The 13,909-nt window shown below is 71.4% G+C and carries 10 protein-coding genes; 6 read left to right on the top strand and 4 right to left on the bottom strand.

The genetic code is table 11. From position 1 onward, the window contains the following. Nucleotide 1 precedes the first annotated feature (1 nt). The gene (locus MFF22_RS15355; protein ID WP_238249901.1) at nt 2-1,327 is read right to left on the bottom strand and encodes an Nramp family divalent metal transporter; all 1,326 of its coding nucleotides are present in this window, start codon (nt 1,325-1,327) and stop codon (nt 2-4) included. A gap of 153 nt (nt 1,328-1,480) precedes the next feature. On the opposite strand from MFF22_RS15355, the gene mntR reads away from it, so the two are divergent. Beyond that, nucleotides 1,481-1,939, top strand: coding sequence for a manganese-binding transcriptional regulator MntR (mntR, locus tag MFF22_RS15360; protein WP_238249850.1), 459 nt, complete (start codon nt 1,481-1,483; stop codon nt 1,937-1,939). Between the two features lie 9 nt (nt 1,940-1,948). Here the strand turns inward: mntR and MFF22_RS15365 are convergent, their stop codons facing one another. Next, the gene (locus MFF22_RS15365) at nt 1,949-3,133 is read right to left on the bottom strand and encodes a zinc-binding metallopeptidase family protein (protein ID WP_238249851.1); all 1,185 of its coding nucleotides are present in this window, start codon (nt 3,131-3,133) and stop codon (nt 1,949-1,951) included. A gap of 233 nt (nt 3,134-3,366) precedes the next feature. Between MFF22_RS15365 and MFF22_RS15370 the strand changes: the two genes are divergently transcribed. Genes MFF22_RS15370 through MFF22_RS15380 form a run of 3 tightly spaced genes read left to right on the top strand, consistent with a single transcriptional unit; the run spans nt 3,367 to nt 10,116 of the window. Then, nucleotides 3,367-6,642: a transglutaminase family protein gene (locus MFF22_RS15370; protein WP_238249852.1), complete on the top strand. Its 3,276-nt coding sequence runs from the start codon at nt 3,367-3,369 to the stop codon at nt 6,640-6,642. Further along, nucleotides 6,639-9,167, top strand: a complete 2,529-nt coding sequence (locus MFF22_RS15375) for a circularly permuted type 2 ATP-grasp protein (protein ID WP_238249853.1) — start codon at nt 6,639-6,641, stop codon at nt 9,165-9,167. The genes MFF22_RS15370 and MFF22_RS15375 overlap by 4 nt, the downstream gene beginning before the upstream one ends. Nucleotides 9,168-9,216: 49 nt before the next feature. Continuing rightward, the gene (locus tag MFF22_RS15380) at nt 9,217-10,116 is read left to right on the top strand and encodes a transglutaminase family protein (protein WP_238249854.1); all 900 of its coding nucleotides are present in this window, start codon (nt 9,217-9,219) and stop codon (nt 10,114-10,116) included. Between the two features lie 184 nt (nt 10,117-10,300). On the opposite strand, the gene MFF22_RS15385 is transcribed toward MFF22_RS15380, so the two are convergent. Together MFF22_RS15385 and MFF22_RS15390 are read right to left on the bottom strand one after the other, a co-directional pair. Next, a complete protein-coding gene (locus MFF22_RS15385; protein ID WP_238249855.1) occupies nt 10,301-10,846 on the bottom strand; it encodes a c-type cytochrome, methanol metabolism-related in 546 nt (181 codons plus the stop codon). 86 nt (nt 10,847-10,932) lie between these two features. After that, nucleotides 10,933-12,636 (bottom strand): lysine--tRNA ligase, encoded by a 1,704-nt coding sequence (locus tag MFF22_RS15390; protein ID WP_238249856.1) that lies wholly within the window; start codon nt 12,634-12,636, stop codon nt 10,933-10,935. A 199-nt stretch (nt 12,637-12,835) separates the two neighbouring features. Between MFF22_RS15390 and MFF22_RS15395 the strand changes: the two genes are divergently transcribed. Together MFF22_RS15395 and MFF22_RS15400 are read left to right on the top strand one after the other, a co-directional pair. Beyond that, the gene (locus MFF22_RS15395) at nt 12,836-13,318 is read left to right on the top strand and encodes an SRPBCC family protein (RefSeq protein ID WP_238249857.1); all 483 of its coding nucleotides are present in this window, start codon (nt 12,836-12,838) and stop codon (nt 13,316-13,318) included. Nucleotides 13,319-13,573: 255 nt separating this feature from the next. Next, the gene (locus MFF22_RS15400) at nt 13,574-13,900 is read left to right on the top strand and encodes a hypothetical protein (protein WP_238249858.1); all 327 of its coding nucleotides are present in this window, start codon (nt 13,574-13,576) and stop codon (nt 13,898-13,900) included. Nucleotides 13,901-13,909: the final 9 nt, after the last annotated feature.

Here is a 13,909-nt window from a genome sequence, read left to right on the forward strand (position 1 = left end):
GTCAGTCCCCCAACCCCGGCACCGGCACCCCGAGCGCCTGCGCCAGCAGCACGACGTTGAGGGCCAGCACCACCGCCGCCCCGGCCGTCGCCGCGGCCTTTGTCCACGGTCCGTTGGCGAAGGCGCCCATCACGCTGCGGCGGCCGGTGAAGAGCACGAGGCCGATCATCGGCACCGGCAGGGCCAGCGACAGCACCACCTGGCTGAGCACCAGCGCCCGGGTCGGATCCACCCCCGCCGCCACCACGGCGAAGGCTGGGGCCATGGTCACGAGGCGGCGCACGAGGAGGGGGATCCGCCAGCCGGTGAAGCCCTGCATCACCATCTGCCCGGCGAGCGTCCCGACCACCGACGAGGACAGGCCCGAGGCGATGAGCGAGACGAGGAAGGCCGCCCCCGCCGCCGGCCCGAGGAGGGGCGTCAGCGTCTTGTAGGCCTCGCCGATCTCGGCGATCTCGCTGTGGCCGGCATGGAAGGCCGAGGCGGCCATGATCACCATGGCGATGTTGACGAGCCCCGCCAGCGCCAGGGCCACCATCACCTCCCGGTCGGAGAAGCGCACGAGGAGCCGCCGGTCGGCCTCGTTCCGGGGGGCGCCGCGCCCTTGCGTCAGGCCCGAATGCAGGAAAAGGGCATGGGGCATCACCGTGGCGCCGATGATTCCCACCGCGATGGTCAGGGCCTCGGCGTCGGGGATGCGCGGGGTCACGAGGCCCCGGGCCGCCGCGCCCCAGGCCACCGGGGCGATCAGCAATTCAGCCGCGTAGCAGAGGCCGATGGTGCCCACCATCGCGCCGATGGCGATCTCCAGGGGCCGGAAGCCCCGGTTCTCCAGGAGCAGGATCCCGTAGGTGGCCACCGCCGTGATCGCCATGCCGGCCATCAGCGGGATGCCGGCCAGCAGGGACAGGCCGATGGCCCCGCCCAGGAACTCCGCGAGGTCGGTGGCCATCGCCGCCACCTCGCTGACGCCCCAGGCTGCGAACCGCCAGCGGCGGGGCAGGGCATCGCGAAAATGCTCCGCGAGGTTTTTACCGGTGACGATGCCGAGGCGGGCCGACAGGGCCTGGAACAGCATCGCCGTCAGGTTCGCCGCCAGCACCACCCACAGCAGGCTGTACCCGTAGCGGGCGCCGGCCTGGATGTTCGTGGCGAAATTGCCGGGGTCCATATAGGCGATGGAGGCCGTCACCGCCGGCCCGACGAACAGCAGGAACCGGGCCCGCCCCCCGGCCCGCCCGTCGAGCACCGCCCGGATTCCCTCCTCCGTCGCACGGCTGAGGCCGCCTTCCTGCCCCTCCGCCGAGACGAGTTCGCCTGATGCCATGCCCATTCAGCCCTTCGATATAGCTGATGCTATATAGAAAAGCCGAGGCTCGCGGCAAGGCTCGGGACGCCGCGTGCGATTGCAACCCGATCGGGCTAGGTTCTAGAGCAGGGCTCTGACGGCGGGATCGACGCCCCGGAGGAGGCCGCGCGGATGCAGGAACCGGAAGGCTCGGAGCGGAGCGAGACCGCCCTGGTCGATCCCGAGCGGCATGTCGAAAGCTTCCGGCAGGCCCGGGAGGCCCGGCGGCTTGAGCTGGTCGAGGATTACGTCGAGCTGATCGATGACCTGATCGGCGACGGCGGCGAGGCGCGGCAGGTCGACATCGCGGCGCGGCTCGGGGTCGCGCAGCCGACCGTCGCCAAGATGCTCAAGCGCCTGTGCGACGAGGGGCTGGTGCAGCAGCGGCCCTATCGCGGGGTGTTCCTGACGGAGGCCGGCAAGCGGCTGGCCGGGGAGGCGCGGGAGCGCCACCGGATCGTCGAGCGGTTCCTCTGCGCCCTGGGCGTCAGCCCCGAGACCGCCCGGCGCGACGCCGAGGGCATCGAGCACCACGTCAGCGCGGAGACGCTGGAGGCATTCCGCGCCTTCGCCGAGGGACGCCGGGGATAGGCCGCCCCCTCACACTGTCGGCGCGGCCACCTTCTGGCGCAGGCCCATGATGACGGCGCGGAGGATGTCGGCCTCGGCCTCGTCGGGGGTCGGCACCACGCCGACCCGGGCGGCGTAGATGCGCTCGTGGACGAAGGCGAGCTTGGCGATCACCGCCGGCGTCAGCTTGAACGGGTAGAGCGCCGGCTGGCCCATGCTGCTGGAGAGGGAGTTCACCGCGTAGGTCAGCGGCAACCACGCCTCGATCAGCCGGTCCATGTCCGACGTGTCGTAGGGGTCGAAGTCGATCACCGTCGGCGCTTCCGACCCGTGGCGCAGGCGGGGCCGCACGTGCAGCTCGAAGGTCGAGGCGGTCTCGATCGTGTCGACGATGTGCAGGTAGTGGGCGAAGGTCTCGGCGAAATCCTCCCAGGGATGGGCGGTGGCGTAGGCCGAAACGTAGCTCTCCCCCCAGTCGGAGGGGGCGCCCCTGGCGTAATGGTCCTGCAGGGCGTGGACGTAGTTGCGGCTCTCGTCGCCGAACAGGGCGCGGAACGGCTCCATGAAGGGCCCGTTCATGACGAGCAGGTACCAGAAATAATGCCCGATCTCGTGGCGGAAGTGCCCGAGGAGGGTGCGGTAATGCTCGCCGAACAGGATGCGGCGGCGCTCCCGCTCCACGTCGTCGGCCTCGGCGATGTTCATGGTGATGAGGCCGTTGATGTGGCCCGTCAGCACGGAGGGCCCGCCCCCCGCCCCCTCGGACGGGTCCACCAGGAAGTCGAAGGCCAGCCCGTCCGTGTACTGGAGGCGGGTGGCGAGGGGCAGTTCTAGGCGCAGGAGCGAGTAGAACAGCCGGTGCTTGGCCGCCTCGATCTGCCGCCAGCGGGCGAGGTTCCACGGCGCGGTGAGGTCCGGCACGACCCGGTTGTGGCGGCAGCAGGTGCAGAAGACGTCCGCGCTCTCCTCTGCGACGAGCCAGTTGCAGGCGTTCCAGACGGCGTTCTGGCAGTAGCGGTAGCGCGGCCCCGGATCCGCATAGGCGTGGAAGATCTGCGCCCCGCCCATCTGGAGATGCCGCGAGAAGCCTGCGGGCTCCAGGGCCGAGACCTCGTGGCGGGCGCAGACGTAGCCGAGGCGGCGCTCACAGCTCTCGCAGCCGGTCGCCTCAAAGGTGACCGGCTGGTCGCAGGCCTGGCACTGGAAGATCTTCATGATGGGGGCCCCAGGGGCCGGCACGCCGGCCCCTCGCGATCAAGCGGAGGGAAAAGGCAAAGTTCCTGCCGGACGGCGAAGGGGAGGGGTGCGAGGGAGGAGACGGGTGTGAGACGAGGGATCAGAGGGCTCTCCCGCACGGAAATTGCTTTGCAGGCCGCGCCTGCCCCATAACCGGAGCCGCGCCGGTCCGGTCCGCGCCATCCTGCCCGCGATCCTGAGACGGAGCCCCCGTGTCGATCAAAGTCGCCCTGCACCACGTCACCCATTACCGCTACGACCGGCCGATCAGCCTCGGGCCGCAGGTGGTGCGCCTGCGCCCGGCGCCGCATGCCCGCACCCAGGTGCCGGCCTATGCCCTGAAGGTCAGCCCGGCCAACCACTTCATCAACTGGCAGCAGGATCCGAGCGGCAACTGGCTTGCCCGCTTGGTCTTCCCGGAGAAGACCGACGAACTGAAGATCGAGGTCGATCTCACCGCCGAGATGGCGGTGATCAACCCGTTCGACTTCTTCGTCGAGGATTACGCCCAGACCCTCCCCTTCGCCTACGACCCGGACCTGCGGGAGGAACTCGCCCCCTACCTCGCCCCCGTCGATGCGGAGGGCCCCGAGATGGACGCCCTGCTGGCCCGCCTGCCGGAGGAGACCGGCACCGTCCTGTTCCTCGTGGCCCTCAACGGGATGATCGCCCGGGAGACCGCCTACGGCGTGCGGATGGAGCCGGGGGTGCAGAGCCCGGCCGAGACCCTGACCCTCAAGAGCGGCTCCTGCCGCGATTCGGCGTGGCTGCTGGTGCAGGTGCTGCGCCGGCTCGGCCTCGCCGCCCGGTTCGTCTCCGGCTACCTGATCCAGATCGTGCCCGACACCACCGCCGTGGACGGGCCGACCGGCGCCTCGCAGGACTTCACCGACCTGCACGCCTGGGCGGAGGTCTACCTGCCGGGCGCCGGCTGGGTCGGCATGGACGCCACCTCGGGCCTGCTCACGGGCGAGGGCCACATCCCCCTGGCAGCCACCCCGCATTACCGCTCCGCCGCGCCGATCTCCGGCCTCGCCGAGCCGGCGAAGACGACGTTCGACTTCGCCATGAGCCTCACCCGCGTCGCCGAGACGCCGCGGGTGACGAAGCCCTATTCGGAGGATGTCTGGACCGCGATGGACCGCCTCGGCGAGACGGTCGATGCCGACCTCGCCGCGCAGGACGTGCGCCTGACCATGGGCGGCGAGCCGACCTTCGTCTCCGTGGACGACTTCGAGGCGGCGGAATGGAACATCGCCGCCGTGGGCCCGACCAAGCGCGACCTCGCCGACAAGCTCATCCGCCGCCTGCGGGACCGGTTCGGACCGGGGGGCCTGCTGCATTACGGCCAGGGCAAGTGGTACCCCGGCGAGAGCCTGCCCCGCTGGGCCTTCGCCCTGTACTGGCGCAAGGACGGCAAGCCGGTCTGGACCGACGCCTCCCTGATCGCCCCCGAGGGCGGATCCGGCGGGGCGACGGCGACCCAGGCGAAGACCTTCGCGGAGCGCCTCGCCGGGCGGCTCGGCCTGGAACACTTCGTCTTCCCCGCCTTCGAGGACGGGGACGTCTGGGAGAAGAAGCGCGCGGAACTGCCCGTCAACGTCACCACGGCGGCGGCCAAATCGGGCTCGGTGGAGTTCGATTCCCGCATCAACCGGGTCTACGAGCGCGGCCTCGGCGAGGCGGTGGGCTACGTCCTGCCGCTCGCCAGCCTGCCCACGGGCAAGGACGGCGAGTCCGACCGGGTCTGGATCTCCGAACGATGGGAGTTCGGACGCGGGCACGCCTACCTCGTGCCAGGCGATTCGCCCCTCGGCTTCCGGCTCCCGCTCTCCTCGCTCCCCTACGTGCCGCCGGAGCATTATCCCTACTACCAGCCCCAGGACCCCCTTGAGGAGCGCGGCGCCCTTCCGGAGAAGGCAGCCGCCCCGGCGGCCCGGGTCGCCAACGGCGGGGGCATCGCCGGGGTGGCCGTGCGCACGGCGCTGGCCGTCGAGCCCCGGGACGGGGTGATCCGCATCTTCATGCCCCCGGTGCAGCGGGCCGACGAGTACCTCGAACTCGTCGGCCACCTGGAGGCGGTGGCGGCCGAGCTGAAGCAGCCGATCCATATCGAGGGCTACGAGCCGCCCTTCGATCCGCGCCTGTCGCTCATCAAGGTCACCCCCGATCCCGGCGTGATCGAGATCAACGTCCACCCGGCCGCGTCCTGGCGGGAGGCGGTGGACATCACATCCGGCCTCTACGAGGAGGCCCGGCTGACCCGGCTCGGCGCCGAGAAGTTCATGACCGACGGGCGCCACACCGGCACCGGCGGCGGCAACCACGTGGTGCTCGGCGGCGTCACGCCGGACGATTCGCCGTTCCTGCGCCGGCCGGACCTGCTCAAGAGCATCGTGCTCTACTGGCAGCGCCACCCGGCCCTGTCCTACCTGTTCTCCGGCCTCTACATCGGCCCGACGAGCCAGGCGCCCCGCATCGACGAGGGCCGCCACGACGGGCTCTACGAGCTGGAGATCGCCCTGGCGCAGGTGCCCGCGCCCGACACGCCCAACATCCCCCGGTGGCTGGTCGACCGGCTGTTCCGCAACATCCTCATCGACGTCACCGGCAACACCCACCGGGCCGAGATCTGCATCGACAAGCTCTACTCCCCGGACGGCCCCACCGGCCGCCTGGGCCTGCTCGAGTTCCGGGCCTTCGAGATGCCCCCGGACGCCCGGATGAGCCTCGCGCAGCAGTTGCTCCTGCGGGCGCTGGTCGCGTGGCTGTGGCGGGAGCCGCAGGAGGGCGGCTGTGTCCGCTGGGGCACGAGCCTGCACGATCGCTTCATGCTCCCCCATTTCCTCTGGGCGGACTTCCTCGATGTGCTGGAAGACCTGCGCCGGGCGGGCTACGATTTCGATCCCACGGCGTTCGAGGCACAGGCCCTGTTCCGATTCCCGGTCTTCGGCACCGTGGAGCAGGGCGGGGTGCGCCTGGAACTGCGCCAGGCGCTGGAGCCCTGGCACGTGATGGGCGAGGAAGGGACGAGCGGGGGCACCGTGCGCTTCGTCGACAGTTCGGTCGAGCGGCTGCAGGTCAAGGTCGAGGGCTTCGTCCCCGGCCGGCACGTCGTCGCGTGCAACGGCCGGCGCCTGCCGATGACGGGGACCGGCCGGGCCGGGGAGGCGGTGGCGGGCCTGCGCTTCAAGGCGTGGCAGCCGGCCTCGTCCCTGCATCCGGCGCTGCCGGCGAACTCGCCCCTGACCTTCGACATCCTGGACGCGTGGAGCGGGCGGTCGCTGGGCGGCTGCCGCTACCATGTCGCCCATCCGGGCGGCCGCAACTACGAGACCCATCCCGTCAACGCCTACGAGGCCGAGGGGCGCCGCCTCGCCCGGTTCCAGGCCCAGGGCCACACGCCGGGCCGCATCGCCATGCCGGCCGAGGAGGGGAGCGCCGAGTTCCCCCTGACCCTCGACCTGCGAACCCCCGCGCCACGATGACGGCGGCGCTCGCGATCGGCATGGAGCCGGGCGAGAGTCCGGCGCAGCGGGTCGCGCGCTGGACCGCCTCGTACCGGCCGGAGACCGGCCTGCCCGACGAGTTCGTCGGCCCGGACGGTCAGCCCCGTGCCGTGTGGGAGCGTCTCCTCGACCGGCTCGGCGGCCTGACCGAACCGGAGATCATGGCCCGCTTCGTCTCGGCGGAGCGGCACATCCGGGACGCGGGCATCTCTTTCCGCATCGCCGGGGACCAGCGGGAGCATCCCTGGCCGCTTGGCTCCATGCCCCTCGTCATCGAGCCGCAGGAGTGGCGCGACCTCTGCGCCGGCCTCGTCCAGCGGGCCGAACTGATGGAGGCGATCCTCGCCGACGTCTACGGCCCCGGCGACCTCGTCGCCACCGGGCAGTTGCCTGCGGCGGTCGTAGCCGGCAACCCGGACTTCCTGCATCCGCTCCACGGGGTGGCGCCCCCCGGCGGCCACCACCTGCGGCTCTACGCGGCCGACCTCGGCCGGGGCCCGGACGGGCGCTGGCAGGTGCTGGCCGACCGGACCCAGGCCCCCTCCGGCCTCGGCTGGGCCCTGGAGAACCGGATGGTCCTGGCGCGGACCTTCCCGGACTTCTTCCAGGACCTCCACGTCGAGCGGCTGCCCGCCTTCTTCCAGGCGTTCCGGGAGGGGCTGGCGCTGGGCGCCGAGCGGGCCGACCCGCGGATCTGCCTGCTGACCTCCGGCCCGTACAGCTCGTCCTATGTCGAGCAGGCGGCGCTGGCCCGCTACCTCGGCCTGATGCTGGTCGAGGGGGACGACCTCGTCATGCGCGACGGCCGGTTGCACGTGCGCACCGTCTCGGGCCTGAAGCGGGCCGACGCCCTGTGGCGGCGGATCGATGCCGACTACCTCGACGCGCTGGAACTCAACCCCGCCTCGCGGCTCGGGGTGCCGGGGGTGCTCGACGCCCTGCGCAACGGCACCCTGGTGATGGCCAACATGCCGGGCTCGGGCCTCGTCGAGTCGGCGGCGCTCGCCCCCTACCTCGACGGTCTGTGCCAGCGCCTGCTCGGCGAGCCCCTGCGCCTGTCCCATCCCCGGGCCTGGTGGTGCGGCGACCTGGAAGGGCTGGCCCATGTCCGGGCCAACCTCGACCGGCTGGTCCTGCGCCCGGCCGCGACGCCGCAGCGGGGGGCGGGGCGGGACGCCCTGCTCGCCCCCTCGGCGCTGGCGGCGGAGCGGGCCGCTGTGGTCGATGCCCTGCGCGACAGGCCCTTCGATTATGTGGCGCAGGAACCCGCTCCCCTCTCCACCATGCCCGGCTGGGAACGGGGCGGCGACGGGCTCTACCTCGTGCCCCGGCCCTTCGTGATGCGGGTCTTCGCCGCCCGCACCGCCTCGGGCTGGACGGTCATGCCCGGGGGGTTCTGCCGGATGGCGGAGCGGGACAACGTGGACCCCCTGGAGTTGCGCCTGGGCATCCGCTCGGCCGACGTGTGGGTCCTGTCGGACGAGCCCGTGGCGGCGCCCCTCGTCGGCTCCCAGGGCACGCCCCGGGTGCGGCGGCTCGGCGGCCACCTCCCGGCCCGGGCGGCGGACGGGTTGTTCTGGTACGGGCGCTACGCCGAGCGCGCCGAGGCGGTGACCCGCCTGACCCTGGCCCACCTGCGCAGCTTCGGCGACGCGGTGGGCGCCGACATCTCCGGCTCCCCGGACGCGCCGGCGGCCCTGGCGATCCGCGCCCTCCTCGACGAATGGGCCTGCATCGGCTCCGCCGACCTCCCCACCGCCGCCCTGGCGCAGGAGGCCCTGTGCGGGCGGGACCAGCCGGGCTCGGCGCGGGCTCACATCATGGCGGCAAGGCGCAACGCCGCCGCCCTGCGCGCCCGCCTGTCCGGCGAGATCTGGCGGGTGCTGGCGGACCTGTCCGACCTCCTGTCCCTGGATACCGGGCGAGCCTTCACGGAATCGCAGCTCGCCACCCGGGCGGAGCGGACCCTCAGCCATCTCGCGGCCCTCTCGGGCCTCGCCCACGAGAACACCAGCCGGGCGGAGGGCTGGCACTTCGCCGAACTCGGCCGCCGGATCGAGCGGGCAATCAACACGTGCGCCTTCGCGCTGGCCTTCGTCAACGACGAGGCGACGCCGGGCTGCCTCGGGACGATGCTGGTGCTGGCCGATTCGCAGATCAGCTACGGCCGCCGCTACATGCAGGGGGCGGCCCTGGATCCCGTCCGGGACATGGTGCTCCTCGACCCGTACAACCCGCGCTCGATCGCCTTCCAGATGGATGCGATCGTCCGCCATCTTGCGGAACTGCCGGCGCTTGCCGCCGACGGGATGCCCGAGCCCCATTGCCGGCTGGCGGCCCGGCTCCAGGCCGAATTGCGGGCGGGCGAGGCCGCCGATTTCGACGCGGTGCGCCTTGCCGCCCTGGCCGCCGACCTCGAACGCCTCGCCGACGGCATCGCCGCCCGCTACTTCCCGACCGGGCCGTATGCCCTGCGGCCCGAGAAGCTGACGGGGCTGGCCTGATGGCAGGACTTTCTCTGCTCGGAAGCCTCCCTCATTCCGCGGGCTGGGCATGATCTACACCCTGCGCCACCGCACCACCTACCGCTACGGCCGGGCGGTGAGCTTCGCCCGCTGCTCGCTTCGCCTCAAGCCGGCGGACGGCGAGGGGCAGAGCGTGCTGGCAAGCGCCGTCACCCTCGAACCGAGTCCGGCCAGGGCCGTGACCCGCCGGGACTATTTCGGGACCGAGGCCCTGGCGGTCATCATCGAGGTGCCGCACACCACCTTCAGCGTCGAGGCCCTTTCCACGGTGCGCGTCGAGCGCCTGCCGCCCCCACCGCCGGAGGAGGGCGCCCCGTGGGAGACGGTGCGCGACAGGGCCGTCTCCACCAGGGACCTGTCGGGGCGGGCGCCGGTCCACTTCCTGTTCCCCAGCGACCGGGTGCCCCTGCTCCGGGCGGTGACGGACTACGCCCGCCCGAGCTTCACCCCCGGCCGCAGCGCCTACGGCGCGGCCCACGACCTGATGATGCGGATCCGAGGCGACTTCCGCTTCGACGCGAAGGCGACGAACGTCCACACGCCTTTGGCCGAAGCCTTCGCCGGCCGGGCCGGGGTCTGCCAGGACTTCGCCCACGTGATGATCGCGGGCCTGCGCGGCATGGGCGTGCCGGCGGCCTATGTCAGCGGCTACCTGCGCACGGTGCCGCCCCCCGGCCGCCCGCGCCTGCGGGGGGCCGACGCGAGCCACGCCTGGGTCGCGGTCTGGTGCGGCGACGGCTGGCACGGCCTCGACCCGACCAATGCCTGTGCCGTGCAGGACGACCACATCGTCGTGGCGCGGGGCCGCGACTACGGCGACGTGGCCCCCATCGACGGCATCGTCAGCGGCTCCGGCCGCCAGCGCCTCAAGGTCGAGGTCGATGTGATCCCCGAGACCGAGATGCAGGATCTGGCACTGGTGGGGTGATGTCCCCGGTCATGATCCCACCCGTCGCCTCATCCTGAGGTGCTGCGAAGCAGCCTCGAAGGAGCCCTCCAGGGATCGCCGAGCGGGCTGGAGCCCTCCTTCGAGGCCCGCTTGCAGCGGGCGCCTCAGGATGAGGGGGAGGGTGGGACACGACTTCCCGGGACGGCGACGGCTGCCCCCGCCGTCACTTCATGCAGGCATCCTCGGCCTTGGTGAAGGCGGCGGGCTTGGCCTCGTGTTCTTCGGGCCGGTTTCGGCCCACGGCGCCGTCGGACCGGGCGCGGAGGTAGGTGTAGATGTCGGGCATGTAGCACATGACGTTCCGGTTATCGCCGAAAGCCGGCATGACCAGCTCCTGCGAGGCGGTGACGTCCTTCTTGCCGCCGACGATGATGCCCGCGAAATGGGCGTAGTCCATGCCCTTCAGGGCATCGACCAGGGACGGGGCGTAGGTCGAGCCCATGCCGTCCGGCCCGTGGCAGACGATGCAGTTGGCGTTGTACCGGAGGTAACCGGACATCGTGTACCAATCGACCTTCTTGCCGCCGTCGGTGACGTGGTAGGTCGGGTCGCCGTTCTTGTCGGTGTATTGGCCGTCCTGCACCTTGGCCGGCTGGGTCGGCCCCAGGCTCTTGAGGTCCGTGGCGGCGGCGGAATCGGGCGGGGTCGCCGCAAGGGCGGGCACCGCGCCCGCCAGCAGGCCAACGAGTCCGATGTAGATGCCGCGCATTCGTCGTTCCTCCCGTCACGGCGCTGGCTCTCTGGCACAGCGACAGGACAACAGGTTGACGCGACGGGAATTCCGTTGCCGGATGATCAAGTTGTCGTGCGCGGACCGCCCGTGAACGCCTCGTGCTCGGCCACCAGCTCGCCCGAGAGCGCCTTGGCGATCAGCGCCCGGGTCTCCGCGACGCCGTAGAGGGCGACGAAGGAGCCGAAGCGCGGGCCCCGGGCCTCGCCGAACAACACGTTGTACAGGCTCGTGAACCACGCCTGCGACACGCCGGGGCGCCCGTCCGGGCTCTTGGCCTTGCCGGACAGGTCGGGGAAATGCCGCCGGCCAACCTCGTAGACCGCCGCCTGCAGCGCCTCCGCATCGGTGGAGCCGGCCTGCCCGGCCAGGGTCGCGGAGAGGTCCTCCAGCGCCGCCCGCTCCTCCGGGGTCGGCTCCCGGTAGGTCTTGGCCGGGCGGACGAAGTCCGAAAAGTACTTCAGGGCGTGGCCGACCAGCCGGTCGAGGCCCGGATGGGTCTTCGGGCCGACGCCGGGGGCGTAGCGGCGGATGAAGCCCCACAGCACCGCTGGATCCTCGGTGTTCGCCACCGCCGCGAGGTTGAGGAGCATGGCAAACGTCAGGCTCGCGCCCTCGACCTTCTCCGGCTCCGGCGGGCTACCGGCGTGCAGATGCCAGACTGGGTTGCCGAGGCGGTTCTTGGCGTCCTGCCCCGCATAACGGTCGAGGAAGCCGATATATTCATCCACGTGCCGGGGGATCACGTCGAAGAACAGACGCTTGGCCTCCCGCGGCTTGGTGTACATGAACAGGGCCAGCGAATCCGGCGTGCCGTACTTCAGCCACTCGTCGATCGTCAGGCCGTTGCCCTTCGACTTGGAGATCTTCTGGCCCTTTTCGTCGAGGAACAGTTCGTAGTTGAAGCCCTCCGGTGGCTCTCCGCCCAGGGCCTTGGCGATCTTGCCCGACAGCTTGACCGAATCGATCAGGTCCTTGCCGGCCATCTCGTAATCGACGCCGAGCGCCACCCAGCGCATCGCCCAGTCGGGCTTCCACTGCAGCTTGGCATGGCCGCCGATGACGGGGGTCTCGTAGCCCTCGCCGGTCGCCGGGTCCCGCCACACGATGGTGCCCTTGTCGGCCCGCACCTCGTCGATCGGCACCTGCATCACGTGGCCGGTGACGGGGTGGATCGGCAGGAACGGGGAATAGCTCGCCGAGCGCTCCGCCCGGAGGGAGGGGAGCATGATCTCCATCACCGCGTCGTAGCGCTCCAGCACCCGCAGCAGCGTGTCGTCGAACAGGCCGGCGCGGTAGCACTCGGTGGCCGAGCGGAACTCGTAGGCGAAGCCGAAGGCGTCGAGGAAGCGGCGGAGTTCCGCGTTGTTGTGGGCGCCGAAGCTGTCATGGGTGCCGAACGGGTCGGGGACCTTCGTCAGCGGCTGGTTCAGGTGGGCGGCCAGAAGCTCCCGGTTGGGGACATTGTCCGGCACCTTGCGCAGGCCGTCCATGTCGTCCGAGAAGGCGATCAGCCGGGTCGGCACGCTGTCCCGGGTCAGCACCCGGAAGGCGTGGCGGACCATGGAGGTGCGGGCCACCTCGCCGAAGGTGCCGATATGCGGCAGGCCCGAGGGACCGTAGCCCGTCTCGAACAGCACCTCCGTCTTGCCGAGCTTTTCCAGCCGGACGACGAGCTTGCGCGCCTCCTCGAAGGGCCATGCCGCGGCGGCGGTGGCGGCCTCGATCAGGCCGGGGTCAAGGGTGAGGGCGGGCGGGGCGGCGGCCATGATGTCCAGGGTTCGGGATCGGTCGAAAGAAGCTCCCTTACCGGGATTCCGGCTGCGGCGGAACGCCTGCGGAGACGGGGGAGGGGGCGGATCGCTTGCGCTGCCATTGTCTCGGCGCGAAAGGCACCTAGCTGAAGCGCGGCCACAGAAAGCCGCCGCGGCTTCAGCCGCGATGACCCAACGGATGGAGACTGCCCGAATGCCGACCCTTTCCCGCCACGCCCTCGCCCTCGCGGCCCTCGCCCTCACCGCCGCCGCGCCGGCTTCCGCGATCGAACTGACGCGCACGGCCGACATCGCGGCGCCCCCGGCCAAGGTGTGGCAGACGATCGGCGACTTCTGCGGCATCGGCAACTGGCATCCGGCCGTCGAGAAGTGCACCCCCTCCGAGCAGGACGGCATGAATGTGCGCCTGCTCAACCTCAAGGGCGGCGGCACCATCAAGGAGGAGCAGGTCTCCCGCGACGACAAGGTGATGACCTACACCTACACCATCCTGGAGAGCCCGCTGCCGGTCTCCGACTACAAGTCGACGCTGTCGGTGGCCCCGGAGGGCTCGGGCTCCAAGGTGACGTGGAGCGGCACCTTCAACGCCAAGGGCGCCCCGGACTCGGTGGCCAAGGACGCCGTCCAGGGCATCTACGATTCCGGCCTGAAGGCCCTCTCCGAGAAGGCGAAGTAAGACCGTTCCGCTCGAACGGCCCGGTCTTACCCGTCCGCCGTCATTGTGAGGCGGAGCCGACGCAATCCAGCGCGCGACCTCTCCGGATGAGGCGGCGGCGCCTGGTTTGCTTCGCTGACACCCGCAATGACGGTGAGGGTATCGGAGCGGCATAAGACGGGGTGCGAGGGGGCGTGGCCCCGATTGACCCAAGGCCACGCTCGGCCCAAAACCCTCCGGTTCGCCGGAGGGTACCGGCGCGAAGGAAAGACCGCCGTGGCCGCGTCCCGTCTCTGCCTCGTCCTCGTCGCCGTCGCCGCCCTCGGGGCCTGCCAATCGCAGTCCAAGGTGCGCGAGCCCGTCGTCCCGGTGGGCGGCCCGCCGGCGCCGCCGGTTCTCCCCACCGGGACGGGCTGCGGCCCCGAGATCGCCCGCACCCGGGCGATCGTCGCCAGCGACGTCGCCACGGAAAACCTCAACAAGTCCGTCGGAGACCGCTTCGATGCGGATCTCTCCCGCGCCGCCTCGGAATGCGCCGCGGGCAAGTCAGGCGAGGCCCTGCACCTGCTGGCCGCCGCCAAGGCGCGCTACGGCTACCGGTAGGGCGGGCGC

It is taken from the genome of Methylobacterium persicinum (assembly GCF_022179525.1).
GTDB lineage: Bacteria > Pseudomonadota > Alphaproteobacteria > Rhizobiales > Beijerinckiaceae > Methylobacterium > Methylobacterium persicinum.